Source organism: Vibrio sp. MarTm2 (assembly GCF_027587055.1).
Lineage (GTDB): Bacteria > Pseudomonadota > Gammaproteobacteria > Enterobacterales > Vibrionaceae > Vibrio > Vibrio sinaloensis_D.
In genome coordinates, this window is sequence record NZ_JAPPTK010000002.1 from 473,977 (window position 1) to 493,360 (window position 19,384).

20 protein-coding genes are annotated in these 19,384 nt (G+C 42.8%); 13 read left to right on the forward strand and 7 right to left on the reverse strand.

Features of this window, described 5'->3' with window-relative positions:
* Positions 1–35 precede the first annotated feature (35 nt).
* From OH458_RS06590 to OH458_RS06645, 12 genes are all read left to right on the forward strand, one after another.
* On the forward strand, positions 36–1,328 hold the full coding sequence (locus OH458_RS06590) for a type II and III secretion system protein family protein (RefSeq protein WP_443088498.1): 1,293 nt from the start codon (positions 36–38) through the stop codon (positions 1,326–1,328).
* Positions 1,325–1,840: a hypothetical protein gene (locus OH458_RS06595; protein WP_269977686.1), complete on the forward strand. Its 516-nt coding sequence runs from the start codon at positions 1,325–1,327 to the stop codon at positions 1,838–1,840. The genes OH458_RS06590 and OH458_RS06595 overlap by 4 nt, the downstream gene beginning before the upstream one ends.
* Before the next feature lie 3 nt (positions 1,841–1,843).
* Positions 1,844–3,079 (forward strand): AAA family ATPase, encoded by a 1,236-nt coding sequence (locus tag OH458_RS06600; protein WP_269977687.1) that lies wholly within the window; start codon positions 1,844–1,846, stop codon positions 3,077–3,079.
* Positions 3,079–4,362, forward strand: coding sequence for a CpaF family protein (locus OH458_RS06605; RefSeq protein WP_269977688.1), 1,284 nt, complete (start codon positions 3,079–3,081; stop codon positions 4,360–4,362). Before OH458_RS06600 ends, OH458_RS06605 begins: the two co-directional genes overlap by 1 nt.
* Entirely contained in the window at positions 4,359–5,279 is a 921-nt protein-coding gene (locus OH458_RS06610) for a type II secretion system F family protein (protein WP_269977689.1), read from the forward strand. The genes OH458_RS06605 and OH458_RS06610 overlap by 4 nt, the downstream gene beginning before the upstream one ends.
* Complete coding sequence (locus OH458_RS06615) at positions 5,279–6,169, forward strand: type II secretion system F family protein (RefSeq protein WP_052297953.1); 891 nt, start codon at positions 5,279–5,281, stop codon at positions 6,167–6,169. Before OH458_RS06610 ends, OH458_RS06615 begins: the two co-directional genes overlap by 1 nt.
* Positions 6,162–6,923: a tetratricopeptide repeat protein gene (locus OH458_RS06620; protein WP_269977690.1), complete on the forward strand. Its 762-nt coding sequence runs from the start codon at positions 6,162–6,164 to the stop codon at positions 6,921–6,923. The genes OH458_RS06615 and OH458_RS06620 overlap by 8 nt, the downstream gene beginning before the upstream one ends.
* Positions 6,920–7,411, forward strand: a complete 492-nt coding sequence (locus OH458_RS06625) for a TadE/TadG family type IV pilus assembly protein (protein ID WP_269977691.1) — start codon at positions 6,920–6,922, stop codon at positions 7,409–7,411. Before OH458_RS06620 ends, OH458_RS06625 begins: the two co-directional genes overlap by 4 nt.
* On the forward strand, positions 7,401–7,952 hold the full coding sequence (gene tadF / locus OH458_RS06630) for a tight adherence pilus pseudopilin TadF (RefSeq protein ID WP_269977692.1): 552 nt from the start codon (positions 7,401–7,403) through the stop codon (positions 7,950–7,952). The genes OH458_RS06625 and tadF overlap by 11 nt, the downstream gene beginning before the upstream one ends.
* Positions 7,953–7,956: 4 nt before the next feature.
* Positions 7,957–9,213, forward strand: coding sequence for a TadE/TadG family type IV pilus assembly protein (locus tag OH458_RS06635; protein ID WP_269977693.1), 1,257 nt, complete (start codon positions 7,957–7,959; stop codon positions 9,211–9,213).
* A 25-nt stretch (positions 9,214–9,238) separates the two neighbouring features.
* On the forward strand, positions 9,239–9,865 hold the full coding sequence (locus OH458_RS06640) for an OmpA family protein (protein WP_269977694.1): 627 nt from the start codon (positions 9,239–9,241) through the stop codon (positions 9,863–9,865).
* 286 nt (positions 9,866–10,151) lie between these two features.
* A complete protein-coding gene (locus OH458_RS06645) occupies positions 10,152–11,546 on the forward strand; it encodes a phosphoethanolamine transferase (RefSeq protein WP_269977695.1) in 1,395 nt (464 codons plus the stop codon).
* Here the strand turns inward: OH458_RS06645 and OH458_RS06650 are convergent.
* From OH458_RS06650 to OH458_RS06680, 7 genes are all read right to left on the reverse strand, one after another.
* Complete coding sequence (locus OH458_RS06650; protein WP_269977696.1) at positions 11,543–13,030, reverse strand: GGDEF domain-containing protein; 1,488 nt, start codon at positions 13,028–13,030, stop codon at positions 11,543–11,545. The genes OH458_RS06645 and OH458_RS06650 overlap by 4 nt on opposite strands.
* On the reverse strand, positions 13,030–14,046 hold the full coding sequence (locus tag OH458_RS06655; RefSeq protein WP_269977697.1) for a BMP family ABC transporter substrate-binding protein: 1,017 nt from the start codon (positions 14,044–14,046) through the stop codon (positions 13,030–13,032). The genes OH458_RS06650 and OH458_RS06655 overlap by 1 nt, the downstream gene beginning before the upstream one ends.
* Before the next feature lie 158 nt (positions 14,047–14,204).
* A complete protein-coding gene (locus OH458_RS06660; RefSeq protein WP_038189322.1) occupies positions 14,205–14,810 on the reverse strand; it encodes a CDP-alcohol phosphatidyltransferase family protein in 606 nt (201 codons plus the stop codon).
* Positions 14,803–15,450: an ATP-binding cassette domain-containing protein gene (locus OH458_RS06665; protein ID WP_269977698.1), complete on the reverse strand. Its 648-nt coding sequence runs from the start codon at positions 15,448–15,450 to the stop codon at positions 14,803–14,805. Before OH458_RS06665 ends, OH458_RS06660 begins: the two co-directional genes overlap by 8 nt.
* Positions 15,416–17,122, reverse strand: coding sequence for an ABC transporter permease (locus OH458_RS06670; RefSeq protein ID WP_269977699.1), 1,707 nt, complete (start codon positions 17,120–17,122; stop codon positions 15,416–15,418). The genes OH458_RS06665 and OH458_RS06670 overlap by 35 nt, the downstream gene beginning before the upstream one ends.
* Before the next feature lie 24 nt (positions 17,123–17,146).
* Positions 17,147–18,289 carry an ABC transporter substrate-binding protein gene (locus tag OH458_RS06675; protein WP_269977700.1) on the reverse strand — a complete coding sequence of 381 codons (1,143 nt, stop codon included), beginning with the start codon at positions 18,287–18,289 and terminating at the stop codon, positions 17,147–17,149.
* Positions 18,290–18,469: 180 nt separating this feature from the next.
* On the reverse strand, positions 18,470–18,916 hold the full coding sequence (locus tag OH458_RS06680; protein WP_269977701.1) for an META domain-containing protein: 447 nt from the start codon (positions 18,914–18,916) through the stop codon (positions 18,470–18,472).
* Positions 18,917–19,107: 191 nt separating this feature from the next.
* Between OH458_RS06680 and OH458_RS06685 the strand changes: the two genes are divergently transcribed.
* Positions 19,108–19,356 (forward strand): DUF1289 domain-containing protein, encoded by a 249-nt coding sequence (locus OH458_RS06685; protein WP_269977702.1) that lies wholly within the window; start codon positions 19,108–19,110, stop codon positions 19,354–19,356.
* Positions 19,357–19,384: the final 28 nt, after the last annotated feature.

Here is a 19,384-nt window from a genome sequence, read left to right on the forward strand (position 1 = left end):
ATTTAGTTAGAGCGAGCGTTGCTATTTTCATTGCTATGTGGAGCAGTATCACCTTCGCGCAGGTTTTGATGAACCTTGGAGAGGGGGAGGCAAAAGCAATCAATACCAAGGCTGAAATAGCATCAGTTTTTATCTCAGACCCTCAAATTGCTGACTATCAAGTGGTTGATAAGAATAAGTTGGTAATCTTTGGTAAGAAAGTGGGTACAGTTTCGTTGCTCGCGTTCGATGATAACTCTGAGACGATAATCAGCCGAAAGCTCGTAGTAAATCAAAGTCTTATTCATATCCAGCAACAGGTTCAAATTCGTTACCCTGATGTCAGTATCTCAATATACAACTTGGGTGAGCAGGTTGTGCTTGCTGGCAAAGTACCCAGTGAAAAAATTCGTGATGAGATAAATATTCTTGTGGGTGAACTTCTTAACAAAGAATATGAGGATTATAAGATTGAGTGGGATCTAGGCGATAACACCTACGAGATGGAGTTCATGACTAGACGTCACTACAAGGGCATCGTTAACAATATTGAAGTTTCTACAACAAAGCAGGTCAATGTAAAATTATCGATTGCCGAAGTGTCACAGTCCTTTCTCGAGCAGTTTGGTGTTAAGTATGGCACAGTCGGACAAGATACATTTATGCCAGGAACTTTTGTCGACCAACTAATCAATTTCAGTGCCTCGGATATTGTGTCTGTGATATCAGCAATTGGTGATGATGCAGTAGGGCAAGTATTAGCCGAGCCGAATTTATCGGTCATATCGGGAGAGACCGCTAGCTTTTTGGTTGGTGGGGAAATCCCTGTGGTGACGGTAGTCGATGGTGGAACCAACGTTCTGTTCAAAGAATTCGGTATTCGACTAGAGATGATGGCGAAAGTTTTGCAAGACGACAAGATCAAGCTATCACTAATGCCTGAGGTCAGCTCGTTAGATACCCAGTATCAAAATGACCGCTATAGCCTACCTGCACTGAAAACACGTCGTGCTCGCACAACCGTAGAGTTGGGTGATGGTCAGAGTTTCGTGTTAGGTGGCTTGTTAAGTACCGAGGATCGCGAGTCGCTAAGCCGAGTTCCGTTTATTGGTGATGTCCCCATTTTAGGCGCGTTATTTAGACATACAGAAACAGTCCGAAATAAAACAGAGCTTGTTATTGTCGCGACGGTAAACCTAGTTAAACCAGTTAATCCTTCGCAAATCCAACTACCGACGATGAAACGAACAACGACCATGCAAAGATTTTTTAATGTCGAGTACAGCTATACGCCAGCAAGTAAGGCTTGGGCGGAAGAAGTACTGCAGGCTGGAGGCTTCAAGAAATGAGAAGTTTATTGGTTGTGCTAATGTCGAGTGTGTTACTTTTTGGTTGTGCTGAACGTGTAGCAGAGCGAAATGGTATTTCAGTAGATTTGGTCCCAGTGACCTATACCTTTAAAGCGAAAGTAGATAAAACGAACCGTGATAAAGTCGATAAACAAGTGAACGAGTATCTCGATACGCATCGTGAAAAGGTGCAAACTGAGCAGCTATTTTTTACATGGTCTTCTGAACTGGCTAAAGAGCATGTATTGAAAACAAAGAAAATGCTTTTACAGCAAGGTATCGATCCTCAAAATATCCATGTAGCAGAACAATCAAACGGTATAGGCCCGTTCAACCTGACGTTATCATTGCAGCAATACCAAGTGCTTGTACCAAGATGTGAAGGTGCCCAAGTCAATCGATTCGACTTTACGACACATGACTGTTTTGTTGAAGGGAATCGTTGGCATTCATTACAGCACCCCGAAAAAATGGTCGATAATAAAGCGCAATACAACGACATGGATGAGTAGTAAATGTTAGATCTTGTTGAACTATTAAAGCCTTCTGAATCCAAAGAGCCTGAAACGCAAGGGCTGTCTTCTGTCCTGTTTTATCAAACAGAGGTCTGTAGAAAATTAGTTGAAGAAGCGTTCACTTTTGAAGGCCTTGCTGTCCCTAAACTATTAGAAAACGACGACGAAGTAATAAAGAAGTATGCGCGTAGTAGTGCGCTAGAGATTGTTATTGTTGAGCTGAATGAAAGCAACAATGTCACAGAAGATATGCGACGTATCAGTCATTTGTTGCCAAATTCTGCGTCAGTGATCGTGGTCGGAAGTGAAGATGCGATTTCGACGATTCGAAATCTTAAGGAGATGGGTTTCTATTACCTGTTCTGGCCTGTAAGTAAGCAAGAACTGATAGATTTCGTCAAAAACGTTTCTGATAACCGTCAGAGAAATGCTGGTTTGGGTAAGGCGCGAGAAGCAAAAAAAGTCGCGTTTTGGGGAGCGAGTGGTGGCGTTGGTAATTCACTGCTCGTTGCTGAGATTGCTTGTGAACTCTCGAGTAAGAAAAACAGTTCTTGTGTTGTGATTGATCACGACTTTGTCGGGGGCAACCTAGACATACTGCTTGGCCTTAAGAAGTTCGAGAAAAAAGACATACCACCAGGAGCTTTAACTGCCAACTTGGACACCTCGTATGCGCTTAACATGACGCAAAAGATCACGCCAATGCTGTCTATACTCTCTGTTCAGTCAAAAGATCTCAACGAAATTCAGATGAAGGAATACGTAAGAACTTTGTCTGATGAACTTTCAGAGCAAACTAATTTTTTGATTGAAGATCTCTCGTGCTCAGTAAACTGTAAGCAAGATTTAGAGTACAGTGCAAAAGAGTGCGATGCGATTGTATTGGTATTGAAGCCGACAGTTGCATGCCTTCGCGACGCCAGCCGGATAGTCTCCCAATTAAAAGAGTTAGAAACTAGAGCTCGAATCATAGTGGTAATTAACCACACGAGTCCCGAAAAGCACGCGACGGTGACAGAAGAAGAGATCGAGAAGTATCTTCGCAGGCCTATCGATGTAATGTGTCCTTATGATGGACAAATGAGCAAAGCGCTTCTTGAAGGAAAACACCTTCATGAACTAAAGCTACCAATTAGTAAAAGCATAAAACAGATTACTGCAGCACTATTGGGCGAAAAACATGAGATCGGAAAAGTTGGTGTGTTGAGTAAGTTGTTTAAGAGGAGCCGTAAATAATGGATCACTCTAAGTCAATTTTCATTGCTATTCGCAGCCAAATTTTTGAGGCTTTAGATAGCGAAGCGGTCACCGTTTTATCTAAAGAGCAGTTGAGTAAACAGTTAGCTGAAGCTGTCGAGCTTTTGATTGAACGACAAGGGTGGTCAGTGCCATCTATTGTGAAAGCCGATTATGTTCAAAGCCTCGTCAACGAAATCCATGGTTTAGGTCCGATGCAGTCACTTATGGAAGACGAGTCCATCAGTGACATCATGATTAACGGGTGTGATAACGTTTTCGTCGAACGAAATGGCTTGGTTGAGAAGTCAGAAGTTACCTTTATCGACGAAGATCAGTTGATTCAGATAGCGAAACGTATCGCCGCACGTGTTGGACGTCGTGTCGACGATTCTTCACCAACTTGTGATGCGCGTTTGCCAGATGGCAGCCGTGTAAACATTGTTATCCCACCTATTGCGATTGATGGCACTTCGATTTCAATTCGTAAGTTTAAAAAGGGCAGCTTGAGCTTCGATGCACTGGTTGAGTTCGGTGCGATGAGCCCGGAAATGGCCAAGTTACTTATGATTGCTGCACGTTGTCGCTTAAATATACTTATCTCAGGGGGGACGGGCTCGGGTAAAACAACCATGCTGAATGCCCTTTCCCAGTTTATTTCCGAAAAAGAACGTATCGTAACGATCGAAGATGCCGCCGAACTTAAGCTACAACAACCACATGTTGTACGATTAGAGACGCGTACCTCCGGTATTGAAGGAACTGGTGCGATTGACCAGCGTGATCTTGTGATCAACTCACTTCGTATGCGACCAGACAGAATCATTGTCGGTGAGTGTCGTGGTGGAGAAGCGTTTGAAATGCTTCAAGCAATGAACACTGGTCACGATGGCTCAATGTCGACCCTCCACGCCAACACGCCCCGTGATGCGTTAGCACGTGTTGAAGCGATGGTTATGATGGCCACCAACAACCTACCGCTTGAGGCAATCCGTCGGAACATTGTTAGTGCGGTTGACTTGGTCATTCAGATTAGCCGCCTGCATGATGGCTCTCGTAAAGTGATGAGTATATCCGAAGTTGTTGGTCTAGAAGGACAAAGTGTTGTACTTGAAGAGATATTCCGCTTTGTTCCGAATCAGATGCAAGGGGATGATGGTAAAGTGCGCGGAAACTTTATGACTGCTGGCTTAATGCAGCGCTCTGTACTCGTTGAGAAAGCGAAATTTTTCGGCTTAGATGCACAATTGAGTCAGCTATTTGCTGCTAGAGAAGCGATATGATCTTCTGGCTTGCTCTCATTCTCGGAGGTGTTTTATTCATCATTGCGTTTTGGCCCTCAAAGCGCAAAGAGAATGAGTACCTCGAACAGCTAAATAGAACGATGTACGTCAACTCCATGGATGAAGACCACAAAGCCGTCAACCTCAATAGTCTGACAGGTGAAACCTTCCGCCAGAAAATCCAACGTAGAGTACGCAATATCAAAATGCAACTAGGGGCGTTTGCGCTACTTAAAGTATTGGCTTATTGTCTGGTCGTCGCTCTGGTTAGTTTCTATGCGAACAACACCTTCATCAGAGTCAATCCTCTGTATGCACTAGTGATAGGGCAGATGGTCGGTATATTTTCTGGTTTGACGATACTCGAGAGTCGTCAGCAAAAAGAGTTTGAAATGGCCTTTCCAGACGCTCTTAACATGCTTGCCAGTGCTGTTAGTTCTGGTGAAAGTTTGATGCACTCAATTATCTTTGTCGGCAAGTCGTTAGAAGGCAGTGTAGGCGAAGAGTTCAAACGCATGGGTGAAAGGCTACAAATGGGGGAGTCGCCAGATACGGTATTTAGGAAATCTTGTAACCGTTTCCCTTATCGATCTTTCCAATTTTTCGTCATCACCCTGAGAGCAAATATGCAACGTGGTGGCCAGTTGAAAGACGTGATTACAAGACTCAACAGGCTAATGTTTGACGCAAGAGCCATCGAGAAGAAGAAATACGCGTTAACATCGGAAGCTCGAACGTCAGCAAAAATTGTTGCCGCTATCCCTTTTTTCTTTCTATTTATGTTGCAGTACCTGAGCCCAGAGAACTATGACTTTGTGATGAACCACCCTAAAGGTCAGCCGATTTTGTATTATATGCTGATCAGTGAAGCGATAGGAATCAGCATCGTTTGGGGACTCATGAGAGGGGTTCGCTAATGGATATCTCACCGCAACTTTATGTCTTCCTTCAGTTATGCGCGGTTTTTTTAGGTGTTTTGTTAATCGCACTTGTTATTTTTCGTCTGACTAAGCGAAAGATGTTTTTAAACCAGCTTTCTTTAAAATCTGACTCGAATCGGATGGCTGGCTTTGTCGAGTTTATGTCTGAGAAGGTGGCGAAACCAGCAGTAGAACACAGCAACCAGGAAATAAACGACAAGTTTAAGCGTGCTGGCATATCATCGAAAAGTAAATGGGTTGCCCTTTATATGCCCCTAAAATATGGGGCGTTGATGTTAGGCTGTGCTGCGATATATATCTATTCGATTAAAAGCGCAATTTCTACACCGACATTAATCGCGTTTATGGCCACATGGTTAATTATTTGTATTGTGGTCCCTGATGCACTTCTGGATGGCAGAGGTAAGGCAAGGGTATCTCGAGTATCTGGTCAGTTACCTTACCTGCTCGACCTGTTGGCTGTATGTGTACAAACAGGTATGACGATTGAGTCAGCGATGAACTATTTGTCAAAGGAGATGGTTGGTTTCGACAAGGAATTAGCTGGGCTGCTCAAAAAAACGAATGATCGCGCTCGATTGGTTGGTATGCAAAAAGCTTTGGACGAGCTCTACGAAGACATTCCTTCCAGTGAAATGCGTAGCTTTGTTATGACCTTGAAACAAAGCCTCCAATACGGGTCTTCCATTTATGGTGTGCTTACTACGCTTGCTGGCGACATACGTGACGTACAGATGCTTACTTTAGAAGAAAAAATCGGTAAGTTGGCCGCGAAAATGTCGGTACCTTTGATCCTATTTATAATGATGCCAATTGTTATTCTCATTGCAGCACCGGGTATTCTGAGGATGATGTCCAATGTCTAAATTAAGTTGTTTTTTACTCGTTGTTTTTTTAGTCGGATGCGCGACCACAAACTCTGATGATCGCTCTCTGAATAAAGAGGCGTTGCTTTTACAGGCTCAGAACTACAATGAGCTCGTTGGTTACTATAAATCTCAACTCAGTGTCAGAGATACAGAAGAAGTACGAATCAAGTTAGCAAGAAGCTACCTTAAAATTAAAGATGCGGATTCTGCACTATTTATCCTGAAACCTCTGATGGCACAAAAAAAGATATCTGCTGAGGCATTGTTGTTAAATGCCAACAGCTTATACGAACTGGGAGAATTTGAACAAGGTCTTCGAGACATCGAAAAGGCAAAAGAAATAGACCCCAAAAACGCTGAAATTCAAAATATGGCGGGTTTATTGTACTCGGCAAACGGAGATTATAACCGTGCGAGAATGATGTTTAATCACGCACGTAGTAATTTCTATGATGATATAACGGTCAAAAACAACCTAGCTGTATTGGATATAATTGAAGGCCACTATCTAGATGCGGTACAGCGTTTGATGCCTATTTACACTAATGATAAAGCAGATGCTCAAGTTCAAGCAAACCTGATGTTAGCGTTGGCAAAGTTGGGGAATTTTGATTACGTGAAAACTATGCTTGGTCCTGAAGTAACGGAAGAAGAGGCATTTAACCATTTTGCAGCACTAAGAAACAGTGAGCCTACTAGCCAAGTGAACCCTGAGCTCTTAAAACAAAACGAAGAGAAGACACTGCAATGATAAAAAAAGTGCGATCGTTTTATCAAAGAGGCATTGCGAGTATAGAGTTTGCTCTTGGGTTTATGGCTTTTTGGCTTATGTGTATGGCGTGGGTAGAAATGAGTTACCTCTCTTATGTTAGCGCTATATCTGACTTAGCCATTTCTGAAGCAGCACGTTCGGCGAAAGTCTCGAAAGGAAACTATAAACAGTCTTTTTCTAGTGTCATTGACGATAGCAACGCCCTTTGGTCTGGGGTTGTCGATGAATCGAATTTTCGTATGTCGGTAAACTATATACGCAAGGTTGCCGATCTAACCAATGTGAATCCGTGCGAAGTGCCCGATGGCGATACTTTTGCTGAGTGCGGGATAGCAGCGAATAGTGCGATGGCTATTTATCGTGTTGACTACGATTTCAACTCTATCTTCACCTTTTTCATAGATACCTCGAATCTGGTAAGCCGTGAGGTGATTGTAGTGCAGGAGTACGAACGGGATGCCTTCTAAATCATCGCCTCGTAAACAACGGGGCACTTTTAGTGTTGAGTTCGCCATCGTTGGCTTGTTCTTTAGCATTCTACTCGTCTTCAGTGGAGATCTGGTGATGAAACTGTCTTTGAAAGGCAAGCTTGACCGCCTTTCGTATTCGATGGTTAATATTCTTAAAGAGCGTACCCAACTTTATGATGAAGAGTATCGAATTAACAGCAGCGAAGCGCGTCAACTCTATGTGATTTCTCAAGGCTCTCTTGAACGAATGGGAGGATCCTCATTTGACAACACTAAGTATCGAGTCGTAGTTGAGGAGCTGACATTTGCATCGAATGGTTCGCCAAATCCATCTACCACTTTTTCGTTTGGTCCAAATGTATGCACGTTAAGCAATAGGTTGAGTGATTTACGCCATCTATCTGTCATTACATCTTGGGATCGCCAAGCCACCCTTTATCGTGTGACCTTGTGTTATGAGACTGATAATTGGATAGGCGACATTTTGGGTAAAGACTTTAAGTTAGTCTCTTCAGATGCGGTCATTATAGGTAGGTAGCAATATGAGAAAGATCAAAAAGCAATCCGGTCATGCTGCTCTGCTATTTGCTATGATCATACCAGGGCTCTTTGGGATATTTACACTCGCGACTGATGGAGCACGTGCGTTGCAAACTAAGGCGCGTATTGAAGATGCCTCGGAAATCGCAGTGCTTGCCATTGCAGCTCACAACGATGACAACGTGGACTCACAGGGAGCAGGCTCAGGAAGCCGGGTTAATCGCCAGATTGCCACCGATTATTTAAACGCTTATTTGCGTGATTCTACACAGCTCACAGGTTTAAAAGTTAAAAAATACAATTGTGACCAAATCGCTGAATGTAGAGCGGGCTTGGCACGCGGTGAACCTCGTTTCTTCCAATACGAGATTGAAGTTTCTAGCGTTCAGGATACCTGGTTCCCAGGAAACGATTCGATAGAAGGGTTCGGAGATACTTTCTCTGCAAAAGGCGCAGCTGTTGCTCGCAAGTATCAAAGCGAGGCTGTTGATATCGTTTTTGTTGCTGATTATTCGGGATCGATGAAAGACCCTTGGCGTGGCGGGAGTAATGCCAAATATGTTGATCTTAGAAATATTATTAAATTGGTAACTGACGAGTTGCAGAAATTTAACGATCTTAATAATACGGACGACAATACGGTCGGAATCACGGCGTTTAACTTTTACACCAGAACGAAACGAAACGGTAACGGAAGCCGTTGTTGGATGAGCCAACTGTACGGGAACTTATGGGGAGGCATCAACTACGCAAGAACAGTCTCCAACTTATGGGTAGAAAAAGGTAGTTCACATTGCGTCGGTGAGTCGGGAGGCGCTTCGTTTAGAGATATTCCCTTGACGACCAATTATAGTAACTTGAATTTAAATGTACGCGATTTTCGCCCAAATCACGGCACCGCTTCATACCAAGGCATTATGCGTGGTGCACAAATGCTCAGAAAAGGCAAAAATCCGCGGCGACTGCTAATCGTACTTTCTGATGGGGATGATTGGAGAGAACATAGAACTTATCACTCGAACCTTGTCGCGTATGGTATGTGTGATGAGATTCGGCGTGGGTTAAACCAGGGCACTACCGCTAGCGGGGCGAGTATCAAAGCGCGCTTGGCAGTTGTAGGGTTTGACTATGATGTAAATGATAACCGTGCTCTTAGAGATTGTGTTGGCGCAGAAAATGTCTATAAAGCACAAAATCGAGACGATATACTCAATAAGATTCTTGAGCTTATTACAGAAGAAATTGGTCACTTAAAATGATATTAAGCGAATTAAAATGATTACTATGCGAACTGTTATTGCAACATCTCTTTGCCTTGTTTCTTTTCATGGTTTTGCCCAGGAAAACCATGACCCTCTTGCATTATATTGTAATCAAGACGGGTTGGAGTTTGAGCACTCTATGAAAGTTGGGCAAAGTATACAAGTGATGACTCACCAAGGTGGTTTTCAACAAATTGTCAGGCAAGGAGAAGTAGCTCCCGAGATGGCTTGGTTGAAAGAAGAATTAAAAGCAATTGGTCTTTCCCTAAACTGTACAGAATACCTTCTAACTAACTCCGAAGTCCGACTTTCTAATGATCCGGAAGTGATCGCCAGAGTCTATTTTAACTTCGATCAATCAACACTGACACAGCAGTCGGAATATGTACTGACGCGGGTTATCAGAATGGTTGAATCAAGCCCCTCTAACCTTGAGTTGGCTGGTCACACGGATAACGTTGGGGATGCTGGCTATAACTTTTCACTGGGTCTAAAAAGGTCTAAGTCGGTAGAAGACTATTTGATAGGCCAAGGAGTGGATCCAAAACGCGTGACTACAACCAGTTATGGTGAAACGAAACCATTCGTCGACAATATGAGTGATGAGAATAGAAAGCTCAATCGACGTGTTGAAATTTCCACACTTTAGTTGTGACCACTATACCAGTGGTAGAAACTGCCAATGGACCATGCCCGGAGAGATGTTTACTGGGCATTTTCTCAAGTATCTAAACATTAAGTATTTTCCTACCTCAATCTAACAGGTCTTTCGTTTGCTATCTTTGCTTGCTCTGCTTTCGTTGAATATTATCCTTTTATTTATTGGGGTAATCCTCTGCTGGAGTAATGAACATCTACTGATATCACTTTTTTCATTCTATTTTACTGTTTTAACGATCTTATATTTGGGGCGGAAAACCAAGCTTCCGTTATTGATGTCTGCACTACTGTTTTTCTATGTGGGACTGTTAGTTTTTGCGAAGCTATATTATGGCGGCTTCACAGTCGGAGTTATCGGTGCATTATACGAAAGTAACTATCAGGAAAGTATCGAGTTTATAAGCTCTTTAGGAACTGTTAACTTAATTTGTTTCTTTTTCGTTGTGTTAGTTTTTTCTGTTTACAGTGCAAATTTTGTAGCAGTAAGAAAAAAACACTATGTGGTAATGCTATTAACCTTCCTTGTCTCAATTGTTTATGTAGCGCACTTTGCAAAAAATATTGATTCTGACTTGAAGTATACGTTTTCAGAATATGGCTTAGGAGAAAATGATTTGATGATAATCAGATTACTAGATACTAATCCATTTTCTCAACCGCTTTCTTCTTTATATGTTTTCTACAATATTCTCAACTACCATAATTCTAACAACGGTGAGAGTTGGAATCGAATTAACTATGCCAACGCTTCTAATAACAATGAGATTTATGTGGTTGTCATTGGTGAGTCGGCACTAAAATCGCATTTTAGTATATACGGGTACAAACTGCCGACTATGAAGGATGTTAGTGGATTAACGGTATATGATGGTGTGATTGCCCCCTCGGTGGTTACCCGTCTTTCTGTTCCTAGAATGTTATCAAAGAATGAGAGTGCAGCGATATATCAACCGGGTAAGAACATTATCGCTCTTGCCAATCAGGCTGGCCTAGAAACGTATTGGCTGTCAAATCAGGCGAAGTACGGTATTTTTGATACGCAAGTATCTAAACTAGCATCAGAAGCGAATCATGTTATATACACAAGCTTAGATTATTTGTCTTCGCGGCCAGATTCTGTCTTGCTGCCAATATTTGAACGCATTGTGTCAAAGCCTAGTGAGAAAAACAGAGTTGTATTCATTAACACCATGGGTTCTCATAGTGATTTTTGTTCTAGATTCGACTCAATAGCCAAACCGATAGAAACGAATAGACCGAAACAGTTAGATTGTTACGACAATTCAATCAAGGCTAGTTTTGACTTTTTGTTGGAACTAAGGTTTATTCTTGACCAAAGTAATCTCGCCTACCAGATGATATATTTCTCTGATCACGGTTTGAGATCTATCGATGCCCCCCCTTACTATATTCATGATACTAACGGGAGGATATCAACTTCATCCGTTGAGATTCCCTTTTTCTTATTTGACAGTAAAAAAAGAAAGGATATGACAAAGATTATTCGACGGCCTTATAATATGCGGGATTTCAGTGCGACGTTTGCCGATTGGACAAATATTGAGGTAGATGGTCTAAATATGGATAACAGTATATTTAGAGATGAGAATAATTACCTCATGAGCTATGAAGTTATCGATGCGAATCTGAGAATACAAACCGTTAATTAAGATTCACTAGCTAAATCATGACGACTTATTTCCCAACCAGTTTGCTTTTCTTTCGCTTCATACATGGCTAGATCGGCGTTGTGAATGATTGCGGATATATCCTTATAATTTTTAGGCTTAGACGCAATACCAATGCTGGCAGACACATGAAGTAACGAACCCCTATATTCAATCGGTGAGCTTATTGTTGCAACAAGGCTTTTTGCAAGTTTAGTAGCGTCATCTGAGTTAAACGCCTGTTCACAAATAAGAACAAATTCATCCCCTCCTAGGCGATAAACTTTTGTATTTGAGTTTGCTTGCTCATGAAGCCGAGACGCAATCTCTTTTAACAAAAAGTCCCCAGCACTGTGCCCATAGGTGTCATTAATAGGTTTAAACCCATTTAAGTCTACCATTACAAAGTAGACCGCTTGGTTTGGAGCCCTTTCTAGCTTTTCGATGTGTCGATTAAATCCTACGCGATTGCCAATCTTCGTCAGTGAGTCAGTGATAAGCTGCGTCTCTAGCTCACGTTTGGTTGCAATAAGAGAGGTTACATCAAGGGCTGAGCACTCAACGATAAAATCATCACTGTCAGTTGTATTAAAGTGAAATGACCGTTCGCCTTGCAATGTACTGACTTGGAAGTACTTTCCGTTTCGAATCTGGTCATTTGCAATGCGCATAATTAGGCTAAGTTGCAGGTCATTCACGTCGTCAGACGTACTGCCAAAATGCCGTTTGAACTCGTTGTTAGAACGGACGATAGTTTTGTTCTTTGTGTCTACGACAAACTGGCAGACCTGAGTGAGGTTATAGCTTGTGTTTAATCGCTGCTCACTTTTTTTGAGTTCGTTTATATTATCGAGCAGTCGTTCTCTAAGGTTATCTATTGAAGCGAATAGGGCACTGAACTCCACATATTGGTGCTCTGGTGGTGCAACGTTTATTTCCCCTTTTGCCATCAGATAGCCGTATCGCTGTGCGTCATAAAATGGTTTGCTGAGTAGAGCTAAAACTTTGCGACTAAACAAAAAGCCAAGAATTAAAAATGAAAGAACAAACAACATGGCGAAAGGAAGAATGGCGGCAACTTCGCTTTTTCCGATCGCATCGGTGTTTTTTTCAACCAAAATAGATCCGACTTTATTGTGAAGATGATCATACAGAGGGAATTTGAACTGTTCCGTCTCTGCTGAGTCGGTAGTGGAGACCACCTCGGACAGAACCAGGTCATATACGGAAGAAGTTAACGTCACTTTGGTGACATGTTCTACATGGGAAATGTGTATCGCGACTTGTTGCGCCATTTCAGTATCGAGCTCAGTAGCGGCGTGCACTGCATTTAAAGTTTGTGACTCGATAACCTCATAAAACTGGTGGTTAAGAGACTTTAGGTTGGTTTGGTAGTAGAAAACAAAACCAATCGTTCCAAGAACAGTAAGAGGGAGTAAGGTAAAGATCGTGTAGTAGAAAATAATCTTGTGTGTTAGTCGTTTCATTAGAAGTGTCTGCTACAGTTCCGGTTAAGCGCTTTTAAAGGCCCACTCGAGGTCATTTTCATCTTATTGCTCAGTTGTTCTAACAACACTTTGTCCTCTTCACGAACGGCTTGGTGCTCTGGATTTAGAATAATCTCAACCATATTTTGAGAGGTTCCAAAGTGTTTGTGATTGCTATTCCATATCCCAAGGTAAAGCTGTTTCATCACCGCAAATGTCGCATCGTCAACGTGCTTGAGCATAGATGCCATAACAACGTGCGAATAAGCATCATTTTGGTTGGTGTCTACACCAAAGGTGGTGATGCTGTTCTCACTTGCTGCTTTATACACACCTTGGCTTGCAAAACCTGCTACTGGAAATAGAACATCTATCCCTTGCTCAATTAAGCCCTCTGCGATTTCCTCAGCTTTAGTGCTGTTTAGCCACGCATCAGATGTTGTCCCGACATATTCGCTATTGAGCGCCGCATTTGGGTTTGCGTCGTGTAACCCAAGCTCAAAACCACACCGAAAGTTCTCAACTGCTGGGTTGTCTATGCCGCCAATAAAGCCCACTTTTCCTGATTCGGTTTTCGAACCGGCAAGGTAGCCTAAAATGTATGCAGCATGACTGCTGTCAAATAATATTCCCAGGCTATTAGCGATATCGAAACTGATATCGTAAAGGACGAATCGCGTGCCTGGATAGGCTTTCATCACGTTACTTAGTTGAGGTGTACTCGTCGCATAAACGGATATGATTGGGTCGTATCCAGCTTTTACCGCGCTAATTATCGACGCTGTATAACTCTCTTTTTTTGTGATGATCTTGCGTGTCGTTTCAATCCCTAACAGCTTGTCCGTTTTATCAAGCCCTTTTTCTATCAATCCAAGAAAGCTTTGTGGATTTGGCTTTGATTTATAAATAACGATTGGCTTTAAACCAAGCGACTGAGATTTTGCCAAAGCACTCTGAGTGAAAACTAGTGATGAGAATATCGCTAGTAGGGCAACAATGTTTAAAATAGGTTTCACTAAATCAAAGCCTGTATGTGCGCATTTGATATGCATCTAGTTATTGACAGCAAACGCAGGATTTTATTGTATGTTTAATCGTCATTCAATTGTCGTCGTCAAAAAGCCAGATATTTAGTAATAAAACCTTATATCCAATTATTTAGCAGTGAAAATTATCACTTGAGAGTCTGATAGCCTGAGTAGATTCGGGTAAAGGTTGTAAACCAACAGGCAAAACCAAATGCATATGCAATGATGGAATAATGCGCAGGCATTAGACAGAACAGCACGAAACATCCGATGGTTTCTGTTCCCTCGGTTAAACCACTCATGTAGTACAACGACTTGTTTTTGTAAATTGGATTTTCTATGCCTCTTTTGTTTGCCATTACTGCAAACGCGAGGAAACTGCTGCCGGTGCCAATAAATGCAAAGATCAAAAAGGCACTCGCTAATGCATTTTGTTCAGGGTTAGCAAGCGCGAAACCAAATGGAATTAATGAGTAGAACAGGAAGTCTAAACTGATATCCAGAAAACCTCCCGCATCAGTAATGCCTTGTATCCGCGCCAGTGCACCATCAAGCCCATCAGCTATTCGATTGAGCAAAATAAAGATAAGCGCTAATTCAAATTGTTGATAATACAGCGCAGGTAGAGCAAAACAGCCAACAATAAAACCTCCCACAGTGATTTGATTTGCCCTAATGCCAAAGGTATCAAGACGTTTTGCTGTCGAGGAGAGTGGGTTTCGAATGAGTTTTATACTGTAACGATCAAGCATGGTCTATGTTCCAGCTGGGTAATATTAAGTTGCCATCTTTAGGTATGTCGCTTTGGTCATGCGTCACGAGCAGAGTGGGAATACTCGCTTTTCTGAGTTGGTCAAATACCCAGTCTCTGAACTGTATACGTAACTGTTTGTCTAGCTTGCTAAATGGCTCATCGAGCAACACTGCCGAAGGTTTAGTGAGCAACATGCGAGCTAAGCTGACTCGAGCGCGCTGCCCTCCGGATATTTGTTCTGGATACGAATGTGCTATTTTCTCCAACCCTATATGGCCCAATGCGCGTAAAGCGTGAACCTCTCTAACATTTGGTTTGACCGACTCTGGGAGAGCAAACGCCAAATTTTGCCAAACGTTTAGATGAGGAAAGAGCAAATCGTCTTGAAACAGTATCCCTACGCCTCTTTTGTGGGGGGGAATGTCTAATAAGCTCTTACCATTAAGTATCACATCGCCTTGAGGGTGAAAGTCGTCGCTGAGATGACCTGCTACTAGGTTGAGCAGTGTCGATTTTCCACAGCCACTTGGCCCCATAATTACTGCTACCGTGCCTGCTTCAATATCTAACGTTAAGGGAGAAAACAGAGGTTGCTTGTGCTTATCATGGATGACGATGTTTTCGAGCCGTAGCGTCATTGATTCGTGATTCCTTATGTATGATTTGAGGTGCTTTCTTCCTACTTAAGTAGAACCGAGGTAGGAGTATCGCCAAAGAGAAAAATGCGAAAGGAAGAAGCGCTTGCCACAATGCGTAAATCGCGGTCACACGACGATCGTAGCCACTTGAGAGTGCGACAGCTTCCGTAGTAATGGTAGCGATGCGACCCGCGCCCAGCATCAATGTCGGTAAGTATTGCGCCAAACTGACGCTCGCCCCAATTGCCCACGCATAAAAAATGGGTTGAAGTAATATTTTTGCCTTTATCTGAACAAATACTTGCCAAGGGGTTTTACCGAGGCTCAGCGCAACCTGAGAGTATTGATTGTTGTAACTTTTCCAAGAGCCATCCAACGCTAGGTAGACAAATGGAAAAGCGAAAAAGACATGCGACCAAATCACCCAAACGTAATAGCTATCATTGGATACATAGAGCGTTGAAACCTGCAAACCAAATAACAGTGAAAGCTGTGGCATCAACATGGGTAATGCGATGACATAGCTTGGTAAGTGAAGCCGATGCTTGAGTCGGTACTCATGTGCCAATATCGCCAAACCGAGGGCGATTAAAGCGCTAATGAGTGCGAGGTTGATACTTTCGCCCAGTATCGGTAAAAAAGAGCCCGATTCGTTTGCCCAAAATCGAAAGCTAAAGTTTGAAGGAAGCAGGTCAGGAAACCGCCACCTATGGGCCACAGACCATATGGCCATGATTGGCATGAGTAACACATTAATAAACGCAATACTCAGGACAACAAATGTGCCTGGTAAACGAAGCCCAAAACGGCCAGAGTATTGCCAGCTTTTCTTGTTAACCAGATATCGTTCCACTATGTAGACCGTCAATAACAGGCACGCGCAAATGACAAAGAGTAACATCGCCCCCGCAGCGGCTCTGGGCAAGAGGGATAAATCTGGCTCTGCAAACCACTGCCATACCAATACGGCAAGTGTTGGTGGCGTAGTTGGGCCTAGCACCAGTGCGAAATCAACGACAGAAGCTCCGTAAGCGATGACGGCAAACAGAGGGAAGCGCATTTTATTTAGCCATTGGGGTAAAACGACTTTCCACCAAAATTGGTGAGGAGAATATCCCAAAGACGTCGAGACTTTAGCCAAGTTGTCGACGTTAATTTGATGCAAGATTGGGATACTCATTAAAAGCAAGAAAGGTAACTCTTTCAAGGCAAGGGCTAACGTCAACCCGATAGCAAACGGATCGTGCACCAGCCAAGATGCCGCCGAATGGTCACCTTGAAACCAAGGGAGTGTATTTAACACTCGATTGGATAAGCCGGTCGAAGTAAACAAAAAAGCGAATCCGATAGCAAAGGCGACGTGAGGCACAGCTAGAAGTGGGGATAACAAGTTTTCGACGTATCTCCAACGTCTACTATTCCAAAGGCTTTGCAACACCATAAAGCACAAAGCTAATGATAAGTAGGTACTGACTAATGCAGAGAATATCGTCAATAAGCTTGAAGTCGTAAACCCAGGCCACGCCAAGGCTTGGCGATAGCCTGAGAGTGATAGTTCGAATGAACCAATGGGTGGCAAGTAACCTACAGACGAGAGCATGACGCCTAATATCCCAGGAATAGTGGGTAGGATCACGATGAAAATCAATAATAAATACGCAGCTCTAAACATCAGGCTCTCGTTGTAACACTCAATTTAATTTCCGTAACGCTTCTGCCATTCGGTCTCAATCGCAGTTTGCCAACTAGGATGAGGCTCCGCGACTGACTTGAACAGTTTTGTGTTTTTAGCTGAACCGCTAACAAATTCGTTTTTAAGCACAGATGGATCACCCCATACGGTTAAATCGCCTTTACGCGATTGAGCCTCTGGGCTTAGGAGGAAGTTGATCGCTACTCGCGCACCTTCAGAAGCATTTGCATTCCAAGGAATGGCGAGAAAGTGAATGTTAGATAGCGCCCCTGATTCCATTGCATACGCCTTAGTCGTTTCTGCTAGCGTGCCATTCGCTTGAGAAGAAAACACTGCGTTCGGGTTAAAGGTAATAGCTAGATCCAACTGGCCGTCATCCAACAGTTGGAACGTTTCTGCGCTACCTCCGGGAAACTGCTCGCCTTTGCGCCAAGCTACTTTGTGAAACTCCTCTAGGTATTGCCATAACGGCGCTGTCACCTGTTCGAAATTATTAGCGTTTACAGGTTGACTCAGCGATGGATCGTTTGCCGTAAGCTCGATGAGAAGCGCTTTTAAAAAGCTGGTGCCATGAAACTCAGGTGGCTGAGGATACGTCACTTTATTTGGGTAGGCTTTTGCATAGCTCAATAGCTCAGTAAAAGACATAGGTGGATTGTTCAGCGTTTGAGTATCGTGAATAAAAACCAACTGGCCAACTCCCCAAGGCGCTTCTAATCCTTCAGTTGGTTCGGAGAAGTCACTATCGACAGGTAAAGTTTTATCAACATATTCCCAATTTGGTAATTGCTCCACAAACGGACCGAACAGCAATTGATTGGATTTCATAGACTTGAAGTTTTCACCGTTGATCCAAACCATATCAACGCTGCCGCCTTGGTTTTTACCCGCGGCTTTTTCAGCAATCAGCCGTGTTGTTGTTTCGGCTATATCTGAGACTTTTACGTGCTTTAACGTTACGCCATATTGTTGATTCAGTTGCTCGCCGGCCCAACGAATGTAGTTATTGATTTCTTGGCTGCCTCCCCAAGCGTGAAAATACACGGTTTGGCCTTTTGCTTGTTCGGTAATATCTTGCCAAGTATTGCTGGCATAAGCAGCAGTGGAAAGTAATGTGGTGATAAGTAAACTAATAAGCCTTGTCATAACATTCCCTGAGTATGGTTAAAATGGTCTATTTCCATGTAGAGACCGAGCACCGGCCCACATTCTTTCATTATGACGGAAAAATACTAATTTTTTTATGTATTTGCTGGTTAAATGTATCAATGAGTTAGGAACAAAAAAAGCAGCCACGTTGGGCTGCTTATTTGCATTGAGAGTCAGTTACTTTTTCCAGTCACTGAGCTTGAATGTAAGAGTGTGCACATCATTCTTTAGCGTTAAATTCTCTTTAGTTAGAGAAATTGTGCTCCAATCAGAAAGGGTTTGAGAAAATGCTTGCTCAATATCCATGATATCTCCAACACACATCTTCATGGTCATTCCCATTTTCTCGACACGAAACTGATTGTCTTTTAGCTCCGCTTGGCCAAAGAAGTTGTTACAGCCAGCATTGCCGTTTGCCATCATTTTTTCGCCGATCTCTAGGTTTGGTGATTGCTGGCGTCCTTCAGTTTTCACTTCGTTTCCGTCGACACTGACCAGTACCCAATTATGGTGTAGTAGATCGTTTGCGGAGATCTGCTTTATATCGTCACTGTTGCTTGCGCAAGCCGTCATCAGAAAAGGCAGCGATACTGCAGCAAGGAATGTTTTTGGACTAAACTTCATAATAATCGACTCCAATATACGGATAGACTCGTCGGAATTACGACGACAAATATGGGTGCCAGTATAGTTAATAAAACGCTGTTTTTGTCAGCTTTGCGTCATAGTTTGTTGCAAATCACATTGTGGAAGTTATTGATAAACATTCGGTTACGCTTATCGTAAATTAGAATCAGGTGATTAAAGGAGGCTGGATGGAGCAACTAGAATTTTTTAACGTTCCAAGTCCTTGTATCGGAGTATGCACCGTCGATGAGCGGGGCTACTGCAAAGGATGCATGCGAAAGCGAGAAGAGCGTTTTAATTGGTTGTCAATGACTCCCGCCCAGCAGCTGCATGTCATTAAGTTGTGCCGTCAGCGATACTTGCGGAAAATAAGGCAAGGAAAGAGCAATCCAGAAGACATTTCTTCTACTACTAGCCCTCAACAAGAACTTTTTTAACTCTCGTGGTGAGGTAAAGAAAGTTACA